This is a genomic window from Agrococcus sp. TF02-05 (genome assembly GCF_017565345.1).
Classification (GTDB): domain Bacteria; phylum Actinomycetota; class Actinomycetes; order Actinomycetales; family Microbacteriaceae; genus Agrococcus; species Agrococcus pavilionensis.
The window spans coordinates 275,324-302,307 of record NZ_JAGEKO010000001.1 but is presented as its reverse complement, the minus strand read 5'-3'; the positions used below and the strand labels follow the sequence as shown (position 1 = coordinate 302,307).

The following is a 26,984-nucleotide window of genomic DNA, read 5'->3' as shown; positions in this document are numbered from 1 at the left end:
GGCAGCGCGAGCGATGCGGATCGGATCGACGGCGCCGGCCCGGCGCGCGATCAGGATGCGGGGCTAGCCTCGCCGCGTGATCGCACTCCCCGGCACGGCCGTCGCGCTCGACGCGCGATTCGCTCGCGAGCTCCCGGAGCTCGCGATGCCGTGGCAGGCCGTCGAGCCGCCGGAGCCGAAGCTGCTCGTGCTCAACGACGCGCTCGCGGCCGAGCTGGGCCTCGACCCCGACTTCCTGCGCAGCGACGACGGCGTGCGCCTGCTCGTCGGCACCGCGCTGCCCGAGGGAGCGACGCCCGTCGCGCAGGCCTACGCCGGGCATCAGTTCGGCGCCTACTCACCCGTGCTAGGCGACGGCCGGGCGCTGCTGCTCGGCGAGCTCGTCGACCGCGAGGGGCAGCTCCGCGACCTGCACCTCAAGGGATCCGGCCCGACCCGCTTCGCGCGCGGCGGCGACGGCCTCGCCGCGATCGGGCCGATGCTGCGCGAGCTCGTCGTGAGCGAGGCCATGCACGCGCTCGGGATCCCGACGACGCGCTCGCTCGCGGTCGTCTCGACCGGCCGCTTCGTGCGGCGCGACGAGTGGCTGCCGGGCGCCGTGCTCGCGCGGGTCGCGAGCAGCCACCTCCGGGTCGGCACCTTCCAGCTCGCCGCCTCGACGGGTGACGCGGGCGTCCTCCGCCGCCTCGCCGACCACGCGATCGCCCGTCACGCGCCGGCCGCAGCCGAGAGCCCCGAGCCATACGTCGAGCTCTACCGCGCCGTGATCGCGGCGCAAGCAGAGCTCGTCGCCAAGTGGATGCTCGTGGGATTCGTCCACGGCGTCATGAACACCGACAACATGACGATCTCGGGCGAGTCGATCGACTACGGGCCGTGCGCGTTCATGGAGGCGTACGACCCGGCGACGGTCTTCAGCTCGATCGACCACCGCGGGCGCTACGCCTACGGCAACCAGCCGGCGATCGCCGAGTGGAACCTCGCGCGGCTCGGCGAGGCGCTGCTGCCGCTGCTCGCCGACGATCAGGAGCAGGCGCTCGAGCTCGCGGTCGGCGCGCTCAAGGGGTTCGCGCCGCAGTACCGCGCGGCGTGGCTCGCCGGGATGCGCGCGAAGCTGGGCCTCGGGTCTGACGTCGACGACGAGGCCGCCGCGCTGCTCGTCGACGAGCTGCTCGCGATGCTCGAGTCGAGCCGCGTCGACCTCACGACCTTCTTCCGCGGGCTGAGCGGCGTCGCGCGTGGCCGCGCCGACGCGACGCGCGACCGGTTCGTGCACCGGGCCGCCTTCGACGCGTGGGCGGAGCGCTGGCTCGCCCTGCGCCCCGACGCCGAGGCGATGGGCCGCGTGAACCCCGTCTACGTCCCCCGCAACCACCTCGTCGAGGAGGCCCTCGCCGCAGCGACGGAGGGCGACCTCGCCCCGCTCGAGCGGCTGCTCGACGCCGTGCGCCTGCCCTTCGACGAGCGCGAGGGCTTCGAGCGCTACGCCGAGCCCGGCCCCGAGGCCGACTTCCGCGCCTACCGCACCTACTGCGGCACCTGACGCGCCGCGACCGCGCTACTCGTCGCTCGCCTCGGCATCCGGTGCGGCGTGCCGCGCCATCCAGACGTCCAGCTGGAAGAGGTCCGTGCTCGTCGCCCAGCCGTCGTGCAGCTCGGGCTCGACCACCGCATCCGTCTCGTCATTCCCCATGGCCGCATCCCATCACCCGCCACTGACGCTGACCGGGCGCGCGCGGGCGGCGATCTACGATGGAGCGGTGACCACCGGATTCGACCTCTTCTCCGACCGTGCCGTCGTCGCCATGCGCGTCGACGGCGAGCTGCAGGACCTCGCGCGCGAGGTGCCCGACGGCGCGAGCGCGGAGCCGGTGACGATCGACAGCCCCGACGGCCTCGACATCCTGCGCCACTCCGCCGCGCACGTGCTCGCTCAGGCCGTGCAGCGCGTCAACCCGGAGGCGCGGCTCGGCATCGGCCCGCCCGTGCAGGACGGCTTCTACTACGACTTCGACCTCCCCGAGGCGTTCTCGAGCGACGACCTCAAGGCGCTGCAGAAGGAGATGGAGCGCATCGTCAAGGCCGGCCAGCGCTTCGTGCGCCGCGTCGTGACCGACGAGGAGGCGCGCGCCGAGCTCGCCGACGAGCCCTACAAGCTCGAGCTCATCGGCCTCAAGGGCGGCGCGGAGAAGGCCGCCGAGGGCGCCTCGGTCGAGGTCGGCGCGGGCGAGCTCACGATCTACGACAACGTCGACCCGAAGACGGGCGAGGTGGCGTGGAAGGACCTCTGCCGCGGCCCGCACCTGCCGAGCACCCGACTCATCGGCAACGGCTTCGCGCTCACGCGCGTCGCCGGCGCCTACTGGCGCGGCAAGACCGACCTGCCGCAGCTCCAGCGCATCTACGGCACCGCGTGGCCGTCGAAGGACGAGCTGCGCGCCTACCAGCAGCGCCTCGAGGAGGCCGCGAAGCGCGACCACCGCAAGCTCGGCCGCGAGCTCGACCTCTTCTCGTTCCCCGACGAGATCGGCTCTGGCCTGTCGGTGTGGCACCCGCGCGGCGCGATCGCGCGCGGCGAGATGGAGCAGCACGCGCGCCGCCGCCACATCGAGCAGGGCTACAGCTACGTCTACACCCCGCACATCACGAAGCGCGACCTCTTCGTCACCTCCAACCACCTCGTCACCTACGGCGAGGGGATGTGGCCCCCGATCCACATGGACGAGGAGCGCGACGACGAGGGCAACGTCACGAAGCAGGGCGTCGACTACTACCTCAAGCCCATGAACTGCCCGATGCACATCCTCATCTACAAGGATCGCTCGCGCAGCTACCGCGACCTGCCGCTCCGGCTCGCAGAGAACGGCACGGTCTACCGCAACGAGCTCTCGGGCGCGCTGCACGGCCTCACGCGCGTGCGCGGCTTCACGCAGGACGACGCGCACCTCTTCGTCACCCCCGAGCAGCTCGAGGAGGAGACGACGAAGGTCCTCGAGTTCGTGCTCTCGCTGCTCAAGGACTTCGGGCTCACCGACTTCCGCCTCGAGCTCTCGATGCGCGACGACGAGAAGGAGAAGTGGATCGGCGACGAGGCCGTGTGGGAGACGGCGACGGATGCGCTGCGGCGCGTCGCGCGCGCCTCCGGGCTCGAGGTCGTGGAGGAGCCGGGCGAGGCCGCCTTCTACGGCCCCAAGATCGACCTCAAGGTGACGGACGCGATCGGCCGCTCGTGGCAGCTCTCGACGGTGCAGCTCGACTTCAACCTGCCCGAGCGCTTCGAGCTCGAGTACACCGCGGCCGACGGCTCGAAGCAGCGGCCCATCATGATCCACCGCGCGCTGTTCGGCTCGATCGAGCGCTTCTTCGCCATCCTGCTCGAGCACTACGCGGGCGCCTTCCCGGTGTGGCTCGCGCCGGTGCAGGTCGTCGGCGTGCCGGTCGCCGAGGACTACGCCGACTACCTCGAGGACATCGCGGCGCAGCTGCGGGCCAAGGGCGTGCGCGTCGAGGTCGACCGCTCCGACGAGCGCATGCAGAAGAAGATCCGCACGCACACGCTCATGAAGGTGCCGTTCCAGCTCATCGCGGGGGAGAAGGACCGCGACGCGGGCAGCGTCTCGTTCCGCTTCCGCGACGGCACGCAGGACAACGGCGTGCCGGTCGACGAGGCGATCCGCCGCATCGTCGAGGCGATCGAGACGAAGGCGCACGTATGACCGACGAGCGGCACCTCGACGAGCCGGCCGAGCGCGCGGCGCTCCACCGCGACGCGCTCCCGGCGTTCGACCCGGCCGAGCCGCCCGAGGAGCCGCTCGTCGCCGAGCACGCGTGGGGCGCGCCGACCCAGATGTCGAGCGAGCTCCCCGGCGTGCCGGATGCGTTCCAGCGCCTGTGGACCCCGTACCGGATGGTCTACATCCAGAACGGCCAGATGCCCGATGAGCACGCGTGCCCGTTCTGCCGCGCGCCCGAGCTCGCCGACGACCAGGGCCTCATCGTCCACCGCGGCGAGACGTGCTTCGTGCTGCTGAACCTCTACCCGTACAACACGGGGCACATGATGGTGTGCCCATACCGGCACGTCGGCATGTACGACCAGGCGACGACCGAGGAGGTCGCCGAGATGGCCGTGCTCACGCAGACCGCGATGCGCGTGCTCTCGCAGGTGACGCGCTGCCAGGGCTTCAACATCGGCATGAACCAGGGCCGCATCGCCGGCGCGGGCATCGCCGACCACCTGCACCAGCACATCGTGCCGCGCTGGTCGCTCGACTCGAACTTCTTCCCGATCATCGCGAAGACGAAGGCGCTCCCGGTCCTGCTCGAGGACATGCGCCAGGACATCCAGGCCGCCTGGCCCGTGTGACGCTCCGTGACGCGCCGCGTGCGCGTCGCCGGCCCCGCATGGGCGTAGCATCAGCAGACGTGACCGAGAACCGCACCAGCACCCCCAGCACCCCCACGACCGGCTCCGCTCGCGTGAAGCGCGGCCTCGCCGAGATGCTGAAGGGCGGCGTCATCATGGACGTCGTCACCCCAGAGCAGGCCCGCATCGCCGAGGACGCGGGCGCGGTCGCGGTCATGGCGCTCGAGCGCGTGCCCGCCGACATCCGCGCGCAGGGCGGCGTCGCCCGCATGTCCGACCCCGACCTCATCGACGCGATCAAGGCCGAGGTCTCGATCCCGGTGATGGCGAAGGCGCGCATCGGCCACTTCGTCGAGGCGCAGGTGCTCGAGGCGCTCGAGGTCGACTACATCGACGAGTCGGAGGTGCTGAGCCCCGCCGACTACGTCAACCACATCGACAAGTGGCCCTTCACGGTGCCGTTCGTGTGCGGCGCGACCAACCTCGGCGAGGCGCTCCGCCGCATCACCGAGGGCGCGGCGATGATCCGCTCCAAGGGCGAGGCCGGCACGGGCGACGTCTCCGAGGCGACCAAGCACATCCGCACCATCAAGGGCGAGATCCGTCGGCTGCAGGGCCTGTCGAAGGACGAGCTCTACGTCGCGGCGAAGGAGCTGCAGGCGCCGTTCGACCTCGTCGCCGAGGTCGCCGAGCGCGGGTCGCTCCCCGTCGTGCTCTTCACCGCCGGCGGCGTCGCGACGCCCGCCGACGCGGCGATGATGATGCAGCTCGGCGCCGATGGCGTCTTCGTAGGCTCCGGCATCTTCAAGTCCGGCGAGCCCGAGCGCCGCGCGGCCGCGATCGTCAAGGCGACGGCCGCGTTCGACGACCCCAAGGCGATCGCGGATGCGTCGCGGGGCCTCGGCGAGGCGATGGTCGGCATCAACGTGGCCGACCTCCCCGCGCCGCACCGGCTCGCCGAGCGCGGCTGGTGACCACCGGCGCGCCGCGCGTCGGCGTGCTCGCTCTCCAGGGCGACGTCCGCGAGCACGCGGCGATGCTCGAGTCGCTCGGGGCCGAGGTGTCGCTCGTGCGCTCGCCCGCGCAGCTCGCGGCCGTCGACGGCCTCGTGCTGCCGGGCGGCGAGTCGAGCGTCATCGACAAGCTCGCGCGGCAGCTCGAGCTGCGCGAGCCGATCCGCGAGCGGATCGCGGCGGGCATGCCCGTGCTCGGCACGTGCGCGGGCCTCATCCTGCTCGCCGAGCGCATCCTCGACGGGCTGCCGACCCAGCTGCCCTTCGGCGGCCTCGACGTCGACGTGCGGCGCAACGCCTTCGGCAGCCAAGTGGACTCGTTCGAGACGGAGCTCGACGTCCCCGCGCTCGGCGACGAGCCCGTGCACGCGACCTTCATCCGCGCGCCCGTCGTCGAGCGCGTCGGCGAGGGCGTCGAGGTGCTCGCAGCCGTGGGGGAGCGGATCGTCGCGGTCGAGCAAGGCACCGCCACCGGCATCGCCTTCCACCCGGAGGTCGGCGGCGAGCCCCGCTTCCACCGCCGCTTCCTCGATCGCGTGGAGCGTGTCGGGCGTGCGTGATCGGGTGCGCCGGTGACCGTCACCGAGCTCGAGGCACCCGCGCGCGGCCTCGCGCGCCTGCCGTGGCAGGCCCTCTGGATCTCGCTCGCCCTCATCTGGGGCTCGTCGTTCCTGCTCATGAAGCTCGGCCTCGACGCGCTCCACCCGATGCAGATCGCGATGCTCCGCATCGGCGTCGCCGCGGTCACGCTCGTGCTCCTCGCCCTCGCCATGCGCGTGCGGCTGCCCCGCGACGCGCGCACGTGGGGGCTGCTCGCCGTGTGCTCGTTCTTCCTCACCGCGCTGCCGTTCACGCTCTTCGTCGTCGCCGAGACGCGCATCTCGTCGAGCCTCACGGGGCTCGCGAACGCCGCGACGCCGATCGCGACGGTGGTCTTCGCGCTCCTGCTGCTGCCGAGCGATCGGCTCACGCCGCGGAAGCTCGGCGCCGTGCTGCTCGGTCTCGTCGGCGTCGTGCTCATCGCGCAGCCGTGGACGGCGCACTCGGGGCCCGACGTTGTCGGCTTCCTCATCGCCGTCGGTGGCGCCGCGTCGTACGGCGTCGGGTGGACGCTCAACCGGCGCCTGCTCGCGCACCGCGAGGTGCCCGGCATCGCGCACCCGACGGCGCTCATGGTCACGGGCCTGCCGATGGTGCTCGTCGCGCTGCTCGCCTGGAGCGCGATCGAGGGCTGGTCGCCGATCGGCTCGCACGCGCCCGAGGCGCTCCCGCTCGCGCTCGTGGCGACGATCGCGCTCGGCGTGCTCGGCACCGGGCTCGCCTACGTGCTGCAGTTCGAGGTCGTGCGCGCCGTCGGCCCGACCGTCGCCGCGACCGTGACGTACCTCATCCCGGTCGTCGCCGTCGCGCTCGGCGTGCTCGTGCTCGGCGAGCGGCTCGGGGTGTGGGAGGTCGTCGGCGCGGCGGTCGTGATCGGCGCCGGTGTGCTCGTCGGGCAGCGACCGAAGGCGCGAGCCGCGACCGCGTGACGCAGGGCGCATGGTTCGATCGAGCCGTGCAGCTCTACTCCAGCCGTCCATCGGCAGCGCTCTGGCAGGTCGTCGCCGATCTCGCCGCCATCGCGACCATCGTCGTCGCCGTCTGGGTCTCGCAGCAGGTGGCGGAGGCCATCCGCTCGCTCGGCGGCTTCGGCCGGCAGATCGAGGATGCGGGGAGCGGCTTCTCGACGACGCTCGCCGACGCGGGGACGGCGCTCGAGCAGGTGCCGTTCGTGGGCGAGGGGATCGCGGCGCCGTTCCGCGATGCCTCCGGCTCGGCCGACGACCTCGCGGCGGCGGGCGTCGCGCTCTCGAGCGGCGTCGAGGCGCTCGCGGCCGCGGTCGGCACGGCGCTGTGGCTGCTGCCGACGCTGCTCGTCGTGCTCATCTGGCTCGTGCCGCGACTGCGGTTCGTCTTCCGCGCCCGCTCGAGCCGCCGGCTCGCGGCGACGCGCGCCGGTCGCGACCTGCTCGCGATGCGCGCGATCGTCGGGCAGCCGACGTCGCGGCTCCTGCGGGCGGTCGACGACCCCGTCGCGGCGCTGCGCTCGGGCGACGAGGCGGCGCTGGGCGCGCTCGCCGCGCTCGAGCTGCGGAGCGCCGGGGTGCGCGCGCCCACAGCGTGAGCGCGCCCGCGCGACCGTCCGGCCGGGCGGTCGTAGGATGGACACCCCCCTCCCGCGATCAGGAAGCAGCATGTCCGGACACTCCAAGTGGGCCACGACCAAGCACAAGAAGGCCGTCATCGACGCGCGCCGCGCCAAGTCGTTCGCGAAGCTCATCAAGAACATCGAGGTCGCCGCGAAGATCGGCGGCGCCGACCTCTCGGGCAACCCGACCCTCGTCGACGCCGTGCAGAAGGCGAAGAAGACGAGCGTCCCGAACGACAACATCGACCGCGCGATCAAGCGCGGCGCGGGGCTCACGGGCGAGTCGGTCGACTACACGACCATCATGTACGAGGGCTACGCGAGCGGCGGCGTCGCGCTCATGATCGAGTGCCTCACCGACAACAAGAACCGCGCGGCGGCCGAGGTGCGCGTCGCGATGAGCCGCAACGGCGGCACGATGGCCGACCCGGGCTCGGTCGCCTACAACTTCACGCGCAAGGGCGTCGTCTCGATCGAGAAGACCGACGGCGTCGACGAGGACTCCATCCTCGAGGCCGTGCTCGACGCGGGCGCCGAGGAGGTCGTCGACCAGGGCGGCGGCTTCGAGGTGCTCTCGGAGCCGAGCGACCTCGTGCAGGTGCGCACGGCGCTGCAGGAGGCGGGCATCGACTACGACTCCGCCGAGGCCGAGTTCGTGCCGAACCTCAAGGTCGAGGTCGACCTCGAGACGGCGCGGAAGGTGCTGCGGCTCGTCGACGCGCTCGACGAGCTCGACGACGTGCAGAGCATCTACGCCAACTACGACATCCCGGCCGAGGTGCAGGCGCAGCTCGACGAGGAGGAGTAGGCCGTGCGCCCCGGCGCCATGCGCGTGCTCGGGGTCGATCCGGGCTTGACGCGCTGCGGCGTCGGCGTCGTCGACGTCGAGCGGCGCACGCCGACGCTCGTGCACGTCGAGGTCGTGCGCTCGAGCGCCGATGAGGCGATCGAGCAGCGGCTGCTGCGCATCGCGCGGGGCGTCGAGGCGGCGATCGACGAGCACCGGCCCGACGCCATCGCGCTCGAGCGGGTGTTCGCACAGGCGAACCTGCGCAGCGTCATGGGCGTCGCGCAGATCTCGGGCGTCGTGCTGCGCGCGGCCGCCGAGCGCGGCATCCCGATCTCGCTCCTCACGCCGACCGAGGTCAAGTCGTCGGTGACGGGCTACGGCGCCGCCGACAAGCGCCAGGTGGGGGAGATGGTGCGCCGGCTCCTGCGGCTCGACGCCGCGCCGAAGCCGGCGGATGCCGCGGATGCGCTCGCGATCGCGATCGCCGAGGGCTGGCGCACGCGCGTGCCCGTGAGCGGGACGCCGAGCGGCTCAGCGACCCCGGCGCAGCGCGCGTGGGCCGCGGCCGAGGCGCGCGCTCGTCGCTAGCGCTGGCGGAGGCCCCGGCGGCCGATCTCGACGGCGATGAGCACGACGAGGCAGAAGGCGAGCAGGCCGGCGGAGAAGACGATGCCCTCGAAGCCCACGAACTGCGCCGCCGAGCCCATGACGACGAACGAACCGATCATCACGATCATGAGCAGCAGGAACTGGATGTAGCGCATGGGATCTCTCGGGTCGGACCGGCAACGGGCGCTGCAAGGCTATCAGCGCGCGGCGCGGCCGGCGCCGTGACTCGAGGGGCCCGGCATAGGCTGATCGGGTGATCTCCTCCCTCGACGGCACGGTGCTCGCCGCGCGCGGCCAGCGCCTCGTCGTCGGCGTCGGCGGCGTGGGCTTCGCGGTCGCGGTCACGCCGCAGACGTCGCTCGCCGCGCGCGTCGGCGCGCCCGTGTCGCTGCGCACCCACCTCGTCGTGCGCGACGACGAGCTCTCGCTCTACGGCTTCGAGACCGAGGCCGAGCTCGACGCGTTCGAGCTGCTCATCGCCGTCTCGGGCGTCGGCCCGAAGTCGGCGCTCGGCGTGGTCGCGCACCTCTCGCCCGACGAGCTCGCGCGGGCGGTCGCGGCGGAGGACGAGAAGGCGTTCAAGGCCGTGAGCGGCATCGGTCCGAAGACGGCGAAGCTCATCATCCTGCAGCTCACGGGCAAGCTCGCCGCACCGGCGGCGCCGCAGCCCGTCGCGCCCGGTGCGGATGCGCGGGCCGACGTGCTCACGGCGCTCACGGGGCTCGGGTGGCCCGAGCGCACCGCCGCCGACGCGATCGAGCGCGCGGCGGTCGCCGCGCCGGAGGCCGCCGCCTCGACCGGCTCGCTGCTGCGCGCCGCCCTCGCGATCCTCGGGCCCGGAGCCCGACCGTGACCGACCCGCTGACCGACCCGGCGGCGACGCCCGACGAGCTCGCGTTCGAGGGCGCGCTGCGCCCCACGAGCCTCGCGGAGTTCGTCGGCCAGCCGAAGGTGCGCGGACAGCTCGAGGTGCTGCTGCAGGCGGCGCGGCTGCAGGAGCGCACGCCCGACCACATCCTGCTCGCCGGCCCTCCCGGGCTCGGGAAGACGACGCTCGCGACGATCATCGGCGCCGAGACCGGCCGACCCATCCGCTACTCCTCGGGCCCCGCCATCCAGCACGCGGGCGACCTCGCCGCGGTGCTCTCGGCGCTCGTGCCAGGCGAGGTGCTCTTCGTCGACGAGATCCACCGCATGGCGCGCTCCGCCGAGGAGATGCTCTACCTCGCGATGGAGGACTTCCGCATCGACATCATGGTCGGGAAGGGCGCAGGGGCCGCCTCGATCCCGCTCGAGCTCGCGCCGTTCACGCTCGTCGGCGCGACGACGCGCTCGGGCATGCTGCCCGCGCCGCTCCGCGACCGCTTCGGCTTCACCGCGCACCTCGAGTTCTACGAGCCTGACGACCTCGAGCGCGTGCTCGCCCGCTCGGCGCGGCTGCTCGACGTCGAGATCGAGCGCGCCGCGCTCGCCGAGCTCGCGCGCCGCTCGCGCGGCACGCCCCGCATCGCCAACCGGCTGCTGCGGCGCGTGCGCGACTGGCTGCTCGTGCACGCCGGCTCGAGCGACCTCGACGGCGTGCGCGCGGCGCTCGAGCTCTACGACGTCGACGAGGCGGGGCTCGACCGCATCGACCGCGCGGTGCTGCACGCGATCGCGCACCGCTTCCGCGGCGGTCCCGTCGGGCTCTCGACGCTCGCCGCGGCGATCGGGGAGGAGGCCGACACGATCGAGTCGGTCGTCGAGCCCTTCCTCGTGCGCGAGGGCCTCATCGGCCGCACCCCGCGCGGCCGCGTCGCGACGCCCGCGGGCATGCGGCACGCGGGCGCCGAGCACCTGGACGCGACGCTCGACGGGGTATGATGGGCCCTTGGTCGAGCGCGCAGCCGCGCCCGGCGAACCACCCCGAGAGGTCCCTTCACGACGATGCTGTTCCTGCAGACGACGCCCGCCGCCCAGACCGGGTTCGCCCTCGACCCGCTCACCATCATCATGCTCCTCGTCCTCGCGGCGATGATCTTCTTCATGTTCCGCAGCAACAAGAAGCGCAAGGCGCAGGCTGAGGAGCTCCAGTCGAAGATGGTGCCCGGCTCCGAGGTCATGACGAACTTCGGCCTGTTCGGCGAGCTGCGCTCGATCGACGAGGAGCGCAACGAGGCGTTCATCGAGGTCTCGCCCGGCACGATCGTGCGCGTGCACCGCCAGACGCTCGCCCGCGTGGTCGACGACCACGTCGAGGAGACCTCGGACACCTCGATCGACGACGCCGGCGACGCCGGCGAGCCGCGCGGCCGCGCCTGACCCGTGGCGAAGGCTCGATCGAAGGGGGCGCGCGCCCTCATCTGGCTCGTGGTGCTCATCGCGGGCCTCATCGGCGTCAACTTCGGCGCCGTGCAGTGGGGCGGCGGCTCGTGGGCCCCGCAGCTCGCGCTCGACCTCGAGGGCGGCACGCAGATCGTGCTCGAGCCCGTCGTGGCCGAGGGCGCCTCCGTCTCCCAGGAGCAGCTCGACCAGGCGGTGGCGATCATCCGCCAGCGCGTCGACGCCTCCGGCGTCTCCGAGGCCGAGATCACGACCCAGGGCGGCCGCAACATCGTCGTCGCCCTCCCGGGCGAGCCCGACGCGGCCACGATGCAGCGCATCCAGGCGAGCGCCAAGATGGAGTTCCGCCCGGTGCTCGCCTCGGCGCCCGCGAACGCGCCCGGCGCGACGCCCGCACCCGCCGAGACCCCCGCGCCGAGCGAGCCTGCCGCGATGCCCGAGACCGCGTGGGACCAGGCGTGGATCACGCCGGAGCTCTTCTCCGAGTTCGAGGCGTTCCAGTGCGCCGACGTCGACACGACGACGATCGCGCCCGCCGACCAGCCGTTCATCACGTGCTCGACGGACGGCACCGCGCGCTTCATCCTGGGACCGGTGACGGTCGAGGGCGCCGACATCGCCGACGCGCAGGTCTCGGCCGCGACGAACTCGCAGGGCCAGGCGACCGGCGGCTGGGCCGTCAACCTCGAGCTCGACGGCGAGGGACCGGCCGGCTTCGAGGCCACGACGCGCGGCATCACGAACCTGCCCGAGCCGCAGAACCAGTTCGCGGTCGTGCTCGACCAGACCGTGCTCATGCCGATCACGTCGAACGTCATCATCACCGACGGCAACGCGCAGATCACCGGCGGCTTCACGCAGGAGGCGGCGCAGAGCCTCGCCGACCAGCTGCGCTTCGGCGCGCTGCCGATCGGCTTCCAGGTGCAGTCGAACGAGACGATCTCGGCGACGCTCGGCGCCGACCAGCTGCGCGCCGGCCTGCTCGCGGGCCTCATCGGCCTCGTGCTCGTCGTCGTCTACTCGGTCTTCCAGTACCGCGCGCTCGGCCTCGTGGTCGTGCTCTCGCTCGCGATCGCGGCGGTGCTGACCTACCTCGTCGTGACGTTCCTCTCGAGCACCGAGGGCTACCGGCTCTCGCTCGCGGGCATCGCGGGACTCGTGATCTCGATCGGCATCACCGCCGACTCGTTCATCGTGTACTTCGAGCGCATCCGCGACGAGCTGCGCGAGGGCAAGCACCTCTCGAGCGCGCTCGAGACCGGCTGGAAGCGCGCCTTCCGGACGATCCTCGTCTCGGACGCCGTGAGCTTCCTCGCCGCCGTCATCCTCTTCCTGCTCTCGGTCGGCAACGTGCGCGGCTTCGCCTACACGCTCGGCATCACGACGTTCATCGACATCGTCGTCGTCGCGCTCTTCACGCATCCGCTGCTCCGGCTCCTCTCGCGCACGCGCTTCTTCTCGCAGGGGCACCGGCTCTCGGGGCTCGACCCGCAAGCGCTCGGCGCCGTCTACCGCGGCCGCGCCCAGTGGCGCACGCCCGTGGCGGAGGGCAAGGCCGCCCGCTCCGCCGGTGAGGCGCAGCGCCGCCAGACGATCGCCGAGCGGAAGGCCGCCATGGCCGACGCGACGGCCAAGGAGGACTGATGGCTTCGCTCACCACGATCGGCAACGAGCTCTACACCGGCGAGCGATCGCTCCCGGTCGTCGGCAAGCGCAAGCTCTGGATGGCCGTCGCCGTCGGCGTGCTCATCCTGCTCGCGGTCGGCACCGTGATCCGCGGCGGCTTCGTCTTCGGCATCGAGTTCACCGGCGGCAGCGAGTTCCGCGTCACGGGGCTCTCGTCGGCATCCGCCGAGGGCGCCGCCGAGGCCGTCGAGTCGGTCGCACCCGAGGCCGAGGCGCGCGCCGTCACGCTCGGCGCCGACACCGTGCGCGTGCAGACCGACGCCGTCACGGAGGAGCAGGCCGCCGAGATGCGCACCGCGCTCGCCGACCTCTACGGGGTCGAGAGCGGCGAGGTCGCGTTCTCGTTCATCGGCCCGTCGTGGGGCGCCGACGTCTCGCAGCAGGCGCTGCGCGCGCTCGTCGTCTTCCTCGTGCTCGTGTCGATCGTGCTCGCCGTCTACTTCCGCACGTGGAAGATGGCCGTCGCGGCGCTCGCCTCGCTCGCGTTCGACCTGCTCGTGACCGCCGGGGTCTACGGCATCGTCGGCTTCGAGGTGACGCCGGCCGCCGTGATCGGCTTCCTCACGATCCTCGGCTACTCGCTCTACGACACCGTCGTCGTCTTCGACAAGGTGCGCGAGAACACCGCGCCCGGCACGAGCGGGGCGCTGCTCGACAACATCAACCTCGCGGTCAACCAGACGATCGTCCGATCGATCAACACGTCGATCGTCGCGACGCTCCCGATCGCGTCGGTGCTCTTCATCGGCGCCCTGCTGCTCGGCGCCGGCACGCTGCGCGACATCTCGCTCGCGCTCTTCATCGGCACGATCGTCGGCACCTGGTCGTCGATCTTCGTCGCCGCTCCCGTCTACGCGCAGCTGCGGCAGGGCGACACGATCGCCGAGGCGAAGGCGAAGCCCGCGGCGAGCGAGCGCGGGGCGGTCGTCTAGCAGGGAGGGGGAAGGGCGATGAGCGACACCCAGCAGTCCTCGGGCGGCTTCCGCACGCTCCTGCCCTTCCTCTTCTCGCGCTCGCACCGCGCGGGCGCCGTCGACGAGCTCATCCGCACCGTCAAGGCGCAGCACCCCAAGGCCGACACGGGCCTCATCCAGCGCGCGTACATCGTCGCGGAGGAGGCGCACCGCAGCCAGTACCGCAAGTCGGGCGAGCCCTACATCACCCACCCCGTCGCCGTCGCGCAGATCCTCGCCGACCTCGGCATCGGCGCGATCACGGTCGCGGCGGCCCTGCTGCACGACACGGTGGAGGACACGAGCTACACCCTCGAGCAGTGCCGCGCCGACTTCGGCGACGAGATCGCGATGCTCGTCGACGGGGTCACGAAGCTCGACAAGCTCAAGTACGGCGAATCCGCTCAGGCGGAGACCGTGCGCAAGATGGTCGTCGCGATGTCGAAGGACATCCGCGTGCTCGTCATCAAGCTCGCCGACCGCCTCCACAACGCGCGCACGTGGGGCTTCGTCTCGGACGAGTCGGCGCAGCGCAAGGCGCGCGAGACGATCGAGATCTACGCGCCGCTCGCGCACCGGCTCGGCATCCAGACGATCAAGGTCGAGCTCGAGGACCTCTCGTTCGCGGTGCTGCAGCCGAAGGTCTACCTCGAGATCAAGAACCTCGTCGAGGCGCGCGCCCCCGAGCGCGAGCGCTACCTCGACGAGGTCGTCGCGGGCCTCACGGAGGACATGCGGGCGCAGCGGATCCGCGGCCGCATCGCGGGCCGGCCGAAGCAGTACTACTCGATCTACAACAAGATGCGGCTGCGCGGCCACGACTTCGCCGACATCTACGACCTCGTGGGCGTGCGCGTCATCGTGCCGACGGTGCGCGACTGCTACGCCGTGCTCGGCGCGATCCACGCGCGCTGGCAGCCCATGCCGGGGCGCCTCAAGGACTACATCGCCACCCCGAAGTTCAACCTCTACCAGTCGCTCCACACGACCGTCATCGGCCCCCGCGGCCACCACGTCGAGATCCAGATCCGCACGGAGGAGATGCACCGCCGCGCCGAGTACGGCGTCGCGGCGCACTGGAAGTACAAGCAGGGCGGCGGCGCGATGTCGCCGACCGACATGGCGTGGCTGCAGCACATCAACGACTGGCAGGAGGAGACGACCGACCCCGGCGAGTTCCTCGAGTCGCTGCGCTTCGAGATCGGCGCGAAGGAGCTCTACGTCTTCACGCCGAAGGGGAAGGTCATCGGCCTGCCCGCGGGCGCGACGCCCGTCGACTTCGCCTACGCCGTGCACACCGAGGTCGGCCACCGCACGATGGGCGCGAAGGTCAACGGCCGGCTCGTGCCGCTCGACACGAAGCTCGCGACCGGCGACGTCGTCGAGGTGCTCACGTCGAAGAGCCCCGACGCGGGGCCGAGCCAGGACTGGCAGGGCTTCGTCACCTCGCAGCGCGCGCGCAGCAAGATCCGCCAGTGGTTCCAGCGCGAGCGGCGCGACGAGGCGGTCGAGGTCGGCAAGGAGGCGATCGCGAAGGCGATGCGCCGCCACGACCTGCCGCTGCAGAAGCTCATGGGGCGGGATGCGTTCGCCCAGGTGGCCGCGCAGCTCAAGTACGACGACGTCACGGGGCTCTACGCGGCCGTCGGCGAGGGCCAGGTCTCGACGCAGTCGGTGCTCGAGAAGGTCGTCGCGGCGGTGCGTGCGGAGGAGTCGGCCGACGAGGACGACCAGCCGATCCCGATGATCCCGACGCGCGCGCCCCGGCCGGCGTCCAGTGCCTCGGGCGTGCTCGTGCGCGGCGCCGACGACATCCTCGTGAAGCTCTCGAAGTGCTGCGCGCCCGTGCCGGGCGACGACATCGTCGGCTTCGTCACGCGCGGCCAGGGCGTGAGCGTGCACCAGCGCTCGTGCCCGAACGTGCAGGGGCTGCTGCAGGAGCCGGAGCGCATGATCGAGGTCGAGTGGGCTCCCACGTCGAAGGGCCTCTTCCTCGTCAACATCCAGGTGGAGGCGCTCGACCGCTCCGGGCTGCTGAGCGACATCACGCGCGTGCTGAGCGAGCACCACGTCAACATCCTCTCGGCGAGCGTGCACACCGGCAGCGACGCCCTCGCGATCAGCCGCTTCGCGTTCGAGATGGGCGACGTGACCCACCTCGACAGCGTGCTGAACGCCGTGCGCCGCATCGACGGCGTCTACGACGTCTACCGCATCACGACCGGCTGAGCGCTCACGCCATCGCGCGGGTCTCGGCGTCGAGCACCTCGGGGGAGAGGGCGTGCTCGATCGCGAGCGCGACCGCTCCCCGCACCGCCGCATCGGCCTGCGTCGTGCTCGCGGCGATCCGCAGGTGCTCGGTCGCGAGGGGGAGCGATCGCCGGTAGACGACCTCGCTGATGCCCGCGAGCAGCTCCTCGCCCGCGCCCGCGAGCCGCCCGCCGATGACGATGACGGATGGGTTGACGAGGTTCACGAGCATCGCGAGCACCTCGCCGAGGTCGCGCCCCGCCTGCCGCAGCGCTCGCGCCGCCTCGGCGGAGCCGAGCCGCGCGAGCGCGACGACGTCGCCGGTGCCCTCGACCTCGAGCCCCTGCTCGCGGAGCGCCGCGGCGATCGCGGGCCCGGCGGCGACCGCCTCGAGGCAGCCCTCGTTGCCGCATCGGCACGGCGCGCTCGAGCCGGGCACGCGCACGTGCCCGAGGTCGCCCGCGGTGCCCTGCGCGCCGCGCTGCAGCCGGCCGCCCGAGATGATGCCCGCGCCGATGCCCGTCGCGACCTTGACGAGCACGAAGTCGTCGGTCTCGGGCCACGCGGTGCGCTGCTCGCCGAGCGCCATGATGTTCACGTCGTTGTCGACGAGCACGGGGCAGCCGAGCCGCTCGCGCAAGTGGCCCGCGACGTCGAAGCGGTGCCAGCCCGGCATGATGGGCGGGCTGATCGGCATGCCCGTCGCGTGCTCGACGGGGCCGGGCAGGCCGATGCCGAGCGCGACGACCTCGCGCGGCTCCCGGCCGTGCTCGGCGACGAGCCGCTGCACGGCGTCGACGATCCACCCGAGCACCGCCTCGGGGCCCTCGGCGACGTCGAGGTCGGCGCGCGCGTCGCCGAGCGGCGCGCCCGCGAGGTCGGCGAGCTCGACGAGCACGTGCGTCGCGCCGACGTCGACGCCGACGACGAGGCGGGCCGCGGGGTTGAGCGCGAAGAGCGACGCGGGCCGGCCGCCCGTCGAGGCCGCGTCGCCGACCGGCGCGACGTAGCCGAGCCGCGTGAGCGCGTCGATGTGCGCGGCGACCGAGGAGCGCGCGACCCCGGCGGCGCGCGCGAGCTCCGCTCGCGTGCGGGGCCGGCCGTCGCGCAGCAGGTCGAACAGCTCGCTCGTGCGCATGAGTGCAGTGAAGCACATCCGCGGGCTTCCGACACGATCAGAACAACTTTCGTCGGTTGCTCGACAAAAGTGCGGATGCGTGCCACAGTGTCGGCGTGGACGAAGACGTCATGGCCGCTCCGGCGACGACCGGCGAGCCGGTGCTGCGCGCGAGCGGCATCGTGCAGTCGTTCCTCGGCACGACCGTGCTGCACGGCGTCGGCATCGAGCTCCGCGCCGGCGAGGTGCACGGGCTCGTCGGCGAGAACGGGGCCGGCAAGTCGACGCTCATGAAGATCCTCGCCGGCGCGCACCACCCCGACGAGGGCACGATCGAGCTGCACGGCGAGCGCGTCTCCTTCTCGTCTCCGCTGCAGGCGCAGCGAGCGGGCATCGCGACGGTCTACCAGGAGTTCAACCTGCTCGTCGACCGCTCGATCGCCGAGAACGTCTGGCTCGGTCGCGAGCCGCGCCGGGGACCGCTCGTCGACCGCGCGCGCATGCTGCGCGAGACGCGGGAGCTGCTCTCGAGCATCGGCGTGCCCGACCTCGACCCCGCGCTGCCCGTGCGGCAGCTCTCGGTCGCCGAGCAGCAGATCGTCGAGATCGCGAAGGCCGTGAGCCTCGACGCGAAGGTCATCTCGATGGACGAGCCGACGGCCGCGCTCGCCGACCACGAGGTCTCGCTGCTGTACCGCATCGTCGAGGCGCTCACCGCGCGCGGCATCGCGATCCTCTACGTCTCGCACCGCCTCCGCGAGGTCTTCGACCTGTGCTCGACCATCACCGTGCTCAAGGACGGCCGGCAGGTCGGCACGTACCCCGCGGCCGAGCTCGACGAGCGCGGCCTCGTGCGGCTCATGGTGGGCCGCGAGCTCTCGGCCTTCTTTCCCGACCGCGCTGCGGACGCTGCCCCGGGCGAGGTCGCGCTCGCGCTCGAGGGGGCCGGCAACGGCTTCGTCGACGACATCTCGCTCGAGGTGCGCGCCGGCGAGATCGTCGGGCTCGCCGGTCTCCAGGGAGCCGGGCGCACCGAGCTGCTGTCCGCGATCTTCGGCGCCGACCCGTTCACGCGCGGCTCGATGCGCGTCGGCGGCGAGGCGCTGCGGCCCCGGTCGCCTCGGCACGGCGTGCGCGCGGGCCTCGCCCTCATCACCGAGGACCGCAAGGGCCAGGGCCTCTCGCTCAGCCTCACCGTCGCGCAGAACGCCCTCGGCGTCGTGCGGGCGGTCTTCCCCGGCCGCACCGCCGCGGCGCGCACCGAGCTCCCCTCGACGCTCGAGGAGCTCGCGCTCGTCGCGCGCGGCCTCGACCAGGAGGTGCAGTTCCTCTCGGGCGGCAACCAGCAGAAGGTCGTGCTCGCGCGCTGGCTCGCGGTCGCCCCGCGCGTCGTGCTCATGGACGAGCCGACGCGCGGCATCGACGTCGGCGCGAAGTACGGCGTCTACGAGGTGATGCGGCGGCTCACGAGCGCGGGCGTCGCGATCCTCATGGCCTCGAGCGAGCTGCCCGAGGTGCTCGGCATGAGCGACCGCGTGCTCGTCATGCGCGACGGGCGGCTCGTCGGAGCGCTGCCGCCCTCGGCGAGCGAGGAGGACGTGCTCGCGCTCGCCGCGGGCGCCGAGGGCGCGGAGGCAGCGGCGTGAGCGCCGTCGTGGGCGCGCGGCCCGTGCGGCGCCGGCGGCTCTCGACGACCGCGATCGTCTTCGTCGTGCTCGCCGCGGTGCTCGTGCTGAGCGCCGTGCTCGTCACCGCGGCGGGGAAGCCCTTCTTCACCGCCGGCAACCTCGCGGCCGTGCTGACCCTCATGTCGATCCTCGGCTTCGTCGCGATCGGCCAGACGCTCGTGATCATCGCGGGCAGCCTCGACCTCTCCGTCCCCTACGTCGTGAGCACCGCATCCATCATCGGCGCGGGCGTCATGGCGCAGGGGCCCGCCGGCATCGTGCCGGGCGTGCTCGCCGCGCTCGCCGTCTCCGCCGGGATCGGCGCCGTGAACGGCCTCATCGTCACGGGGCTCCGCGTGCACGGCTTCATCGCGACGCTCGGCGTCGGCCTCATCATCTCGGGCTGGCTCGGCACGAGCTTCCAGGGCTCGTTCGGCTCCGCGCCGCCCGAGTTCCGGGTGATCGGCGCGACGCTCGTCGCGGGCGTCCCGCTCTCGACGATCATCATGCTCGCGTGCGCCGCGCTCGCCGCGCTGCTGCTGCACCGCACCCGGCTCGGGCACCACCTCTACGCGGTCGGCGGCAGCGCGAGCGTCGCGCGGCTCTCGGGCGTGCGCACGAAGGTGCCCGTCATCGTCGCGCACGCGCTGTGCTCGATGCTCGCCGGCCTCGCGGGGCTGCTGCTGCTCGCGCGCACCTCGGTCGGCAGCCCGACGATCGGCTCGCAGGGCGGCTACGACCTCATGTCGATCGCCGCGGTCGTGCTCGGCGGCACGCTGCTCGCGGGCGGCGTCGGGAGCGTGCTCGGCACGATCGGCGGAGTCGCGATCTTCGCGGTGCTCGACAACGTCATGAGCGTGCTCGAGGTCAACCCGTTCCTCAAGGACTTCATCCGCGGCTCGGTCATCGTACTCGCCGTCGCCCTCTACGCGTGGCGGAGCGTGCAGCGCAGGCCCCCGAGGTTCCGACCGGGGAAGGAGGCGGCCCCGTGATCGCCACCGCGCAGCGCTCGCTCGGCCAGCGCTTCCTCTCGGGCCTCGCGACCCCGAGCGGCGCCGTCTTCGTGCTGCTCGTCGTGCTGCTCATCGGCGTCATCGCCATGAACCCCAACTTCGCCGAGCCGGGCCAGCTCGTGCGCTTCCTCTCGCGCACGGCGCCCATCGCGATCGCGGCGATCGGGCAGTTCTTCGTCATCGTCTCGGGCGAGTTCGACCTCTCGATGGGCGCGGTGATCGCGACGCAGGTCGTGATCGCCGGCAACGTCATCGGCCAGGACGAGGCGATGATCCTGCCCGGCATCGCGCTCATGCTCGCCGTCGGCGTCGTGGTCGGCGTCGTGAACGGGCTGCTCACGACGGTCGCGAAGGTGCCGAGCTTCATCGTCACCCTCGGCATGATGCTCGCCCTCTACGGCTTCGTGCGCTTCCTCACGGGCGGCGCCGCGACCGGCAACCCCGTCGACAGCTTCCGCGAGATCGGCCGCGGCGCCCTGTTCGGCGTCGTGCCGTACCCCGTGCTCATCCTGCTCGCCGTCGGCCTCCTCGCATGGCTCGTCATGCGCGCGCCGTTCGGCCAGACGCTGCTCGCGGTCGGCGACAACCCGGTGACGGCGCGCCTCGCGGGCACGCGGCTCGTGCTCGTCAAGACCTCGGCCTTCGTGCTCTCGTCGCTCGCGGCGACCGTCGCAGGCATCCTGCTCGTGGGCTACGCGGGCGTGCACCCGAGCGTCGGCCAGGGCTACGAGTTCCAGGCGATCACCGCGGTCGTGCTCGGTGGCGCCGTGCTCGGCGGCGGCCGGGGCTGGGTGCTCTCGGCCGCGGCCGGCGCCATCTCGCTCGAGCTGCTCTTCACGCTCCTCAACATCGCCGGCATCGACGCGACCTGGCGGCCGACCGTGCAGGGGGCGATCATCATCGCCGCCGTCGCGCTCGGCGCCGTCGCGTGGCGCTCGGCGCGGAAGCCCAAGCCGTCACGACCCGCCGGCGCGACCGGCCCGGCGGGGACCACCTCCATCCCAACCACCACGACACGATCAGGAGAACGATGATGCGCAAGCGCAGGATGGGCCTCACCGTCGCGGCCCTCGCGGCGGCGACGATGCTCGCCGCATGCAGCACCGACGGCAGCGTCAGCCCCTCGGCGACCGGCGACGCGAGCGCGCCGCCGCCCGCCGAGACGCAGGCGTCGGGCGGCGAGTGGTTCGACCGGGCTGTCTTCGACGAGCAGTTCGAGCAGCGCTCAGCGACCTTCGAGGGCGACCCCGAGACGCCGTGGCTGCAGTACATCGACGGCCCCATGACCGACACGGCCGAGTGGGCCTCCGACGAGCCGATGCGCGTGTGCTTCGCCAACGCATCCATCTCGAACCCGTGGCGCCAGACCGGCTTCATCACGATGCAGCAGCAGCTCGCGGCGCTGCAGGAGTCGGGCGTCATCGAGTCGATGGAGGTGCGCGACGCCGGCGACGACGACAACACGCAGATCGCCGACATCGACTTCTTCATCGCGCAGGGCGACTGCGACGTCTTCATCATCTCGCCCAACTCGACCGCGGCGCTCACGCCCGCCGTCGACCGGGCGTGCGAGACGGGCAAGCCCGTCATCGTGTTCGACCGCGGCGTCGACACCGATTGCGCGACGACGTTCATCCACCCCATCGGCGGGTACGCGTGGGGCATCGACACCGCCGAGTTCCTCATCGACAACCTCGAGCCGGGCTCCAACATCGTCGCGCTGCGCATCCTGCCGGGCGTCGACGTGCTCGAGCACCGCTGGGCGGCGGCGGAGCGGCTGCTCACCGAGGCCGGCATGACGGTCGACGACCACTTCACGGGGGCTGACCCGACCGAGATCAAGAGCATCATCACGGATGCGCTGTCGGCGGGCGAGGTGCACGGCGTCTGGATGGACGCGGGCGACGGCGCCGTCGCGGCGATCGAGGCGTTCGAGGACGCGGGGGCCGAGCTGCCCGTCATGACGGGCGAGGACGAGATGAGCTTCCTCCGCGCGTGGGACGAGCGCGGCATGACGGCGCTCGCACCGGTCTACTCCAACTTCCAGTGGCGCACGCCGCTGCTCGCGGTCGAGATGATCGCGAACGGCGAGCCGGTGCCGACGGAGTGGGTGCTGCCGCAGGAGCCGATCGAGGAGGACGAGCGCGCCGACGCGCTCGCCGCCAACGAGGGGATGCCCGACGGGCACTACGCGCGCTTCGGCGGCGAGGACCTCCCCGGGTTCCCCGAGGCCTGGCAGGACCGCTGATCGAGGGCCGGGGCCCGCTCCGCGCGGGCCCCGGCGCCCCGTCCCACCGTCACCGCGAGCCGGAAGGAGGGCGCGCGTGCGCCCGATCGGGATCAACACGTGGGTGTGGACGTCGCCGCTGCGCGACGCCGGCGCACCCGAGGCGATCGCCCGCGTCGCCGACCTCGGCTTCGACGTCGTCGAGCTGCCGCTCGAGCGCGAGGGCGACCTGAGCGCCGAGGCGCTCGTGCCGCTGCTCGAGCGGCACGGGCTCGGGGCGAGCGTCGTCGGCGCGATGGGCCCCGGCCGCTCGCTCGTCGACGACGACGATGACGTCGTCGAGGCGACGCGCGGCTACCTCGCCGCGTGCATCGACCTCGCCGCCGCGATCGGCGCTCCCGCGGTGTGCGGTCCGTTCACCGCCGAGACGGGCCGCACGTGGCGCCAGGGCGCCGACGAGCGCGCCGCGACGATCGCGCGGCTGCGCACCGGCCTCGCGACCGTCGTCGAGCATGCCGCCGCGCGCGGCGTGCGCATCGGCATCGAGCCGCTCAACCGCTACGAGACGAGCCTGCTCAACACCGTCGAGCAGTCGCTCGACGCGCTCGAGCCGCTGCTCGGCGAGCACCTCGGGCTCGCGCTCGACACATACCACCTCGGCATCGAGGAGCGCTCGACGCCCGCCGCGATCCGCGCGGCGGGCAAGCACCTCGTGCACGTGCAGGTCTGCGGGAGCGACCGCGGCGCGCCCGGCGGCGACCAGACCGACTGGCCCGGCGTGCGCGCGGCGCTCGACGCGGTGGGCTACGCCGGCCCGCTCGTCATCGAGAGCTTCACGGCCGACAACGCGGCGATCGCCGTCGCGGCCTCGATCTGGCGGCCGCTCGCGCCCACGCAGGACGCGCTCGCGCGCGACGGCCTCGCCTTCCTCCGCGAGCTGGAAGCGGCATGAGCGCGCGGCAGGGGAAGCGCCCGCTCGGGGTCGCGGTGCTCGGCACCGCCTTCATGGGCCGCGCCCACTCGAGCGCGTGGCGCAACGTCGGCGCGGTCTTCCGCGACGTGCCGGAGGTCCGGATGCGCGTGCTGTGCGGGTCGGACGCCGAGCGCACCCGTGCCGCCGCCGACGCCCTCGGCTGGGACGAGGCATCCACCGACTGGCGCAGCGTCGTCGAGCGCGACGACATCGACGTCGTCGACGTCTGCACGCCGGGCCACCTGCACGCCGAGATGGCGATCGCGGCGCTCGAGGCGGGCAAGCACGTGCTCGTCGAGAAGCCGCTCGCGCTCGACGCCGCCGAGGCCGAGCGCATGGTCGCGACCGCCGCGCGCGCGCCCGGCGTCGCGATGCTCGGCTTCAACTACCGGCGCGTGCCCGCGCTCGCGCTCGCCCGGCGGCTCATCGCCGACGGCCGCATCGGCGAGGTGCGCTCGATCCGCGCGGCCTACCTGCAGGACTGGCTCGTCGACCCCGAGGCGCCCATGACGTGGCGGCTGCGGGCCGAGACCGCCGGCTCCGGCGCGCTCGGCGACCTCGGCTCGCACGTCATCGACCAGGTGCGGTCGCTCACGGGCGACGAGGTCGTCGGCGTGCGGGGCGCGCTGCGCACGTTCCAGCACGAGCGGCCGGGCCCGGCGGGGCCGGAGCGCGTGAGCGTCGACGACGCCGCGTGGGCGCTGCTCGACCTCGCTCGCGGCGCGACCGCCTCGATCGAGGTCTCGCGCGTCGCGGCGGGCAGGAAGAACGCGCTCGAGCTCGAGGTGCACGGCACCGACGGCGCGATCGCGTTCGACCTCGAGCGGCTCAACGAGCTCACGGTCACCTCGGGCCGCGACGGCTGGCCCGCGCGCGTGCTCGTGACCGAGGCGCACCACCCGCTGCTCGAGGGGTGGTGGCCGCCCGGGCACGTGCTCGGCTGGGACAGCACCTTCACCGCGCAAGCGGCCGACCTGCTGCGGGCGATCGCCGCGGGCGCTCCTCCCGAGCCGTCGTTCGCCGACGGCCTCGCGGTGCAGCGCGTGCTCGACGCCGTCGGGCGCAGCGACGCGGCGGGCGGTGCGAGGATCGACCTGAGCGAGACCGACCAGGGCCACGACGACCGAGCGGAGACGACGCGATGACGCGACCCTTCACCCTGTTCACCGGCCAGTGGGCCGACCTGCCGTTCGAGGAGGTGGCGCGGCTCGCGGGCTCGTGGGGCTTCGACGGCCTCGAGATCGCGTGCTGGGGCGACCACCTCGACGCCTCGCGCTGGGACGACGCCGACTACGTCGCCGGCCGGCGCGAGATCCTCGAGCGCAACGGCCTCGGCGTGTGGGCGATCTCGAACCACCTGCACGGCCAGGCGGTGTGCGACGACCCGATCGACTTCCGGCACGAGGCGATCGTGCGGCCGCGCGTGTGGGGCGACGGCGACCCGGAGGGCGTGCGGCAGCGCGCCGCCGCCGAGCTCATGGACACCGCGCGGATGGCGCGCGCGCTCGGCGTGACCACGGTCGTCGGCTTCACCGGCTCGTCGATCTGGCAGTACGTCGCGCAGTTCCCGCCCGTGCCCGACGCGGTGATCCAGCGCGGCTACGAGGACTTCGCCGAGCGCTGGCACTCCATCCTCGACGTCTTCGAGGAGTGCGGCGTGCGCTTCGCGCACGAGGTGCACCCGAGCGAGATCGCCTACGACCACTGGTCGACCGTGCGCGCGCTCGAGGCGATCGGGCACCGCGCATCCTTCGGCCTCAACTGGGACCCGAGTCACATGCTGTGGCAGGGGATCGACCCCGTCTCGTTCCTCTCCGACTTCGCCGACCGCATCTTCCACGTCGACTGCAAGGACACGAGGATGCGGATGGGCGACGGGCGCAACGGCATCCTGTCGTCGCACCTGCCGTGGGGGCACCCGCGCCGCGGCTGGGACTTCGTCTCGGCGGGGCGCGGCGACGTGCCGTGGGGCGACGCGTTCCGCACGCTCACCGCGATCGGCTACGACGGCCCGATCTCGATCGAGTGGGAGGACGCGGGCATGGATCGGCTGCAGGGCGCGCCCGAGGCCCTCGCGGCGCTGCGGCGCTTCGACCTCGACCCCTCCACGACGCGCTTCGACGCGGCGTTCGAGCAGGCCTGACCCGGCCGTCGGCCGCGGGGACGACGTAGGGCCGGGATCTCGCGATCCCGGCCCTCTCGAGTTATCCGCTCAGCCTGCGGCGGCGACGACCTCGAGCCACGAGCGCTTCGTCTGCAGCTCGGCCTCGAGCTCGGCCTTCTTCTTCGCATCGCTCGTCTCGGCGATCTCGGCCTCGAGCTTCTCGATCGCCTCCTCCAGCTGGCCGGCGAGGCCCTCGGAGCGCGCCTTCCGCTCGGGGTTGGAGGCGTTCCAGTGCCGCTCGTCGAGCTCGCGCACGTGCGTCTCGATCTTCCGCATGCGGTCCTCGACCTCGCGCAGCGCCTCGCGGGGCACGCGGCCGATCTCGTCCCAGCGGCGCTGGATGCCGAGCAGCGCCTCGCGGGCCTTCGCGCGGTCCTGCATCTCGAGGATCGGGGCCGCCTCGTCGAGCAGGGCGCGCTTGGCGGTGAGGTTGCCGGCGTACTGCTCGTCGTCGATCGCCGCCTGCTCGGCCTTGGCCGAGAAGAGCACGTCGCCGGCCTCCTTGAACTGCGCCCACAGCGCGTCGTCGACCTTGCGGCCGGCGCGACCGGCGGCCTTCCACTGGTCGAGGAGCGCGCGGTAGGCGGGGATGCCGTCCGAGCCCTTCGACGCGAGCGCCTGGGCCTGCTCGACGAGCGCCTGCTTGCGCGCGCGCACGTCCTTGTGGGAGGCGTCGAGCTCGGCGAAGAACTTGCGGCGCGCCGACTCGAGCGTCGCACGAGCGTCGCGGAAGCGCTTCCAGAGGGCGTCCGCCTGGCTCTTCGACAGCCGCGGGCCGTCCTTCTGCAGCCGCTGCCAGTCGGCGAAGAGCGCGTCGACCTTCTGCATCGTCTGCTTCCACTGCACGTTCGCGAGGTCGCCGCTCGCGAGCTGCTCGATCGACTCGACGACCTTCGTGCGCTCGGCGAGCGCGGCCTCGACCTCGGCGCGGCTCGCGGCCTGCTGCTGGGCCTCGAGCTCGCCGAGCTCGCCGCGCAGCGCGTCGAGCCGCGTGAGGAGCGAGGGGATGTCGCCGACGGCGCTCGCGTCCTGCACCGTGCTGTAGAGGTGCGAAGCGGCCTTCGCGACGTCGCGCGCGCTCGCCCCGCCGCGGATGCGCTGCTCGAGCAGGCGCACCTGGCCCTCGAGGTCGGCGAACTTGCGCTCGAAGTACGCGAGCGCCTCGGTGGCCTCGACGTCGGGGAACTGGCCGACGATGCGCCACCGCTCGCCCTCCTGCACCGCGACGGTGCCGGTGGCGTCGACGCGGCCGAGGCCGCGCTCGATGACGGGCTCGCCCATCTGCGGCTCGTCCTCCGCGGCGGGCTGCTCCGCCTCGGCGGCGGGCGCCGCGTCGGTCGAGGGCTCGTCGGCGGCTGCCGCGGGCGCCTCGTCGGCGGGCGCGGCCTCGACCGGCGCCTCGTCGGCCGACAGCTCGGCGACGGCGTGCTCGACCGGGATCCCCGTCGCAGCGTCGGCGGCCGCCGCCATCTCGGCGGCGCCTGCCTCGGCGTCGGGCTGCGCGTCGTCGAGCGGCTCGGGGGCGGGCGTCGGCTGCTCGGCGACGGCGCTGTCGGCGGCGACGGTGGTCTCCTCCGCGGGGGCGGAGTCGGTGGGCTGGGTGGAGTCGGTCATGACGGGATCTCTCAGACGAGGGGAGGGGCGCA

General features: G+C 73.0%; 26 protein-coding genes. 22 read left to right on the top strand and 4 right to left on the bottom strand.

Features of this window, described 5'->3' with window-relative positions; all coding sequences use genetic code 11:
• Window positions 1-76 precede the first annotated feature (76 nt).
• Window positions 77-1,543: a YdiU family protein gene (locus tag JQT67_RS01530; RefSeq protein WP_208063186.1), complete on the top strand. Its 1,467-nt coding sequence runs from the start codon at window positions 77-79 to the stop codon at window positions 1,541-1,543.
• Between the two features lie 15 nt (window positions 1,544-1,558).
• Here JQT67_RS01530 and JQT67_RS13600 read toward each other — a convergent pair whose 3' ends face one another.
• Entirely contained in the window at window positions 1,559-1,693 is a 135-nt protein-coding gene (locus JQT67_RS13600; protein ID WP_279537636.1) for a hypothetical protein, read from the bottom strand.
• 112 nt (window positions 1,694-1,805) lie between these two features.
• Between JQT67_RS13600 and thrS the strand changes: the two genes are divergently transcribed.
• The 8 genes from thrS to ruvC all read left to right on the top strand — a co-directional run bounded on the left by thrS (window position 1,806) and on the right by ruvC (window position 8,945).
• Entirely contained in the window at window positions 1,806-3,716 is a 1,911-nt protein-coding gene (gene thrS, locus JQT67_RS01525; protein ID WP_243755556.1) for a threonine--tRNA ligase, read from the top strand.
• A gap of 131 nt (window positions 3,717-3,847) precedes the next feature.
• Window positions 3,848-4,366 (top strand): HIT domain-containing protein, encoded by a 519-nt coding sequence (locus tag JQT67_RS01520; protein ID WP_208063406.1) that lies wholly within the window; start codon window positions 3,848-3,850, stop codon window positions 4,364-4,366.
• A 59-nt stretch (window positions 4,367-4,425) separates the two neighbouring features.
• Window positions 4,426-5,340: a pyridoxal 5'-phosphate synthase lyase subunit PdxS gene (pdxS, locus tag JQT67_RS01515; protein ID WP_307864148.1), complete on the top strand. Its 915-nt coding sequence runs from the start codon at window positions 4,426-4,428 to the stop codon at window positions 5,338-5,340.
• Window positions 5,334-5,939: a pyridoxal 5'-phosphate synthase glutaminase subunit PdxT gene (pdxT, locus tag JQT67_RS01510; RefSeq protein WP_208063405.1), complete on the top strand. Its 606-nt coding sequence runs from the start codon at window positions 5,334-5,336 to the stop codon at window positions 5,937-5,939. The genes pdxS and pdxT overlap by 7 nt, the downstream gene beginning before the upstream one ends.
• 12 nt (window positions 5,940-5,951) lie before the next feature.
• Complete coding sequence (locus JQT67_RS01505; RefSeq protein ID WP_307864147.1) at window positions 5,952-6,908, top strand: DMT family transporter; 957 nt, start codon at window positions 5,952-5,954, stop codon at window positions 6,906-6,908.
• 26 nt (window positions 6,909-6,934) lie between these two features.
• Window positions 6,935-7,543, top strand: coding sequence for a hypothetical protein (locus JQT67_RS01500; RefSeq protein ID WP_208063183.1), 609 nt, complete (start codon window positions 6,935-6,937; stop codon window positions 7,541-7,543).
• 70 nt (window positions 7,544-7,613) lie between these two features.
• The gene (locus JQT67_RS01495) at window positions 7,614-8,375 is read left to right on the top strand and encodes a YebC/PmpR family DNA-binding transcriptional regulator (protein ID WP_021009287.1); all 762 of its coding nucleotides are present in this window, start codon (window positions 7,614-7,616) and stop codon (window positions 8,373-8,375) included.
• 18 nt (window positions 8,376-8,393) lie between these two features.
• A complete protein-coding gene (ruvC, locus tag JQT67_RS01490) occupies window positions 8,394-8,945 on the top strand; it encodes a crossover junction endodeoxyribonuclease RuvC (RefSeq protein ID WP_208063404.1) in 552 nt (183 codons plus the stop codon).
• On the opposite strand, the gene JQT67_RS01485 is transcribed toward ruvC, so the two are convergent.
• Window positions 8,942-9,121 (bottom strand): hypothetical protein, encoded by a 180-nt coding sequence (locus JQT67_RS01485; protein WP_021009285.1) that lies wholly within the window; start codon window positions 9,119-9,121, stop codon window positions 8,942-8,944. The genes ruvC and JQT67_RS01485 overlap by 4 nt on opposite strands.
• A gap of 98 nt (window positions 9,122-9,219) precedes the next feature.
• Between JQT67_RS01485 and ruvA the strand changes: the two genes are divergently transcribed.
• From ruvA to JQT67_RS01455, 6 genes are all read left to right on the top strand, one after another.
• On the top strand, window positions 9,220-9,819 hold the full coding sequence (gene ruvA, locus JQT67_RS01480; protein ID WP_208063182.1) for a Holliday junction branch migration protein RuvA: 600 nt from the start codon (window positions 9,220-9,222) through the stop codon (window positions 9,817-9,819).
• Window positions 9,816-10,829, top strand: a complete 1,014-nt coding sequence (gene ruvB / locus JQT67_RS01475; RefSeq protein WP_021009283.1) for a Holliday junction branch migration DNA helicase RuvB — start codon at window positions 9,816-9,818, stop codon at window positions 10,827-10,829. The genes ruvA and ruvB overlap by 4 nt, the downstream gene beginning before the upstream one ends.
• 63 nt (window positions 10,830-10,892) lie before the next feature.
• Window positions 10,893-11,267 carry a preprotein translocase subunit YajC gene (yajC, locus tag JQT67_RS01470; protein ID WP_208063181.1) on the top strand — a complete coding sequence of 125 codons (375 nt, stop codon included), beginning with the start codon at window positions 10,893-10,895 and terminating at the stop codon, window positions 11,265-11,267.
• A gap of 3 nt (window positions 11,268-11,270) precedes the next feature.
• On the top strand, window positions 11,271-12,932 hold the full coding sequence (gene secD, locus JQT67_RS01465) for a protein translocase subunit SecD (protein ID WP_208063180.1): 1,662 nt from the start codon (window positions 11,271-11,273) through the stop codon (window positions 12,930-12,932).
• Entirely contained in the window at window positions 12,932-13,906 is a 975-nt protein-coding gene (gene secF / locus JQT67_RS01460) for a protein translocase subunit SecF (RefSeq protein WP_208063179.1), read from the top strand. Before secD ends, secF begins: the two co-directional genes overlap by 1 nt.
• A gap of 18 nt (window positions 13,907-13,924) precedes the next feature.
• Entirely contained in the window at window positions 13,925-16,156 is a 2,232-nt protein-coding gene (locus JQT67_RS01455) for a bifunctional (p)ppGpp synthetase/guanosine-3',5'-bis(diphosphate) 3'-pyrophosphohydrolase (protein WP_208063178.1), read from the top strand.
• A 4-nt stretch (window positions 16,157-16,160) separates the two neighbouring features.
• On the opposite strand, the gene JQT67_RS01450 is transcribed toward JQT67_RS01455, so the two are convergent.
• Window positions 16,161-17,315, bottom strand: coding sequence for an ROK family transcriptional regulator (locus JQT67_RS01450; RefSeq protein ID WP_243755495.1), 1,155 nt, complete (start codon window positions 17,313-17,315; stop codon window positions 16,161-16,163).
• Window positions 17,316-17,410: 95 nt separating this feature from the next.
• Between JQT67_RS01450 and JQT67_RS01445 the strand changes: the two genes are divergently transcribed.
• The 7 genes from JQT67_RS01445 to JQT67_RS01415 all read left to right on the top strand — a co-directional run bounded on the left by JQT67_RS01445 (window position 17,411) and on the right by JQT67_RS01415 (window position 25,317).
• Window positions 17,411-18,940 (top strand): sugar ABC transporter ATP-binding protein, encoded by a 1,530-nt coding sequence (locus JQT67_RS01445; protein WP_374222106.1) that lies wholly within the window; start codon window positions 17,411-17,413, stop codon window positions 18,938-18,940.
• Window positions 18,937-19,953, top strand: coding sequence for an ABC transporter permease (locus JQT67_RS01440; RefSeq protein ID WP_208063176.1), 1,017 nt, complete (start codon window positions 18,937-18,939; stop codon window positions 19,951-19,953). Before JQT67_RS01445 ends, JQT67_RS01440 begins: the two co-directional genes overlap by 4 nt.
• Window positions 19,950-21,008, top strand: a complete 1,059-nt coding sequence (locus JQT67_RS01435) for an ABC transporter permease (protein ID WP_307864146.1) — start codon at window positions 19,950-19,952, stop codon at window positions 21,006-21,008. The genes JQT67_RS01440 and JQT67_RS01435 overlap by 4 nt, the downstream gene beginning before the upstream one ends.
• Entirely contained in the window at window positions 21,005-22,222 is a 1,218-nt protein-coding gene (locus tag JQT67_RS01430) for a substrate-binding domain-containing protein (protein ID WP_374222105.1), read from the top strand. Before JQT67_RS01435 ends, JQT67_RS01430 begins: the two co-directional genes overlap by 4 nt.
• Before the next feature lie 76 nt (window positions 22,223-22,298).
• The gene (locus JQT67_RS01425) at window positions 22,299-23,153 is read left to right on the top strand and encodes a sugar phosphate isomerase/epimerase (protein WP_208063174.1); all 855 of its coding nucleotides are present in this window, start codon (window positions 22,299-22,301) and stop codon (window positions 23,151-23,153) included.
• On the top strand, window positions 23,150-24,319 hold the full coding sequence (locus JQT67_RS01420) for a Gfo/Idh/MocA family protein (RefSeq protein WP_208063173.1): 1,170 nt from the start codon (window positions 23,150-23,152) through the stop codon (window positions 24,317-24,319). Before JQT67_RS01425 ends, JQT67_RS01420 begins: the two co-directional genes overlap by 4 nt.
• A complete protein-coding gene (locus JQT67_RS01415) occupies window positions 24,316-25,317 on the top strand; it encodes a sugar phosphate isomerase/epimerase (protein WP_208063172.1) in 1,002 nt (333 codons plus the stop codon). The genes JQT67_RS01420 and JQT67_RS01415 overlap by 4 nt, the downstream gene beginning before the upstream one ends.
• A 69-nt stretch (window positions 25,318-25,386) precedes the next feature.
• On the opposite strand, the gene JQT67_RS01410 is transcribed toward JQT67_RS01415, so the two are convergent.
• Window positions 25,387-26,952: a DUF349 domain-containing protein gene (locus JQT67_RS01410; protein WP_243755494.1), complete on the bottom strand. Its 1,566-nt coding sequence runs from the start codon at window positions 26,950-26,952 to the stop codon at window positions 25,387-25,389.
• Between the last annotated feature and the right edge of the window lie 32 nt (window positions 26,953-26,984).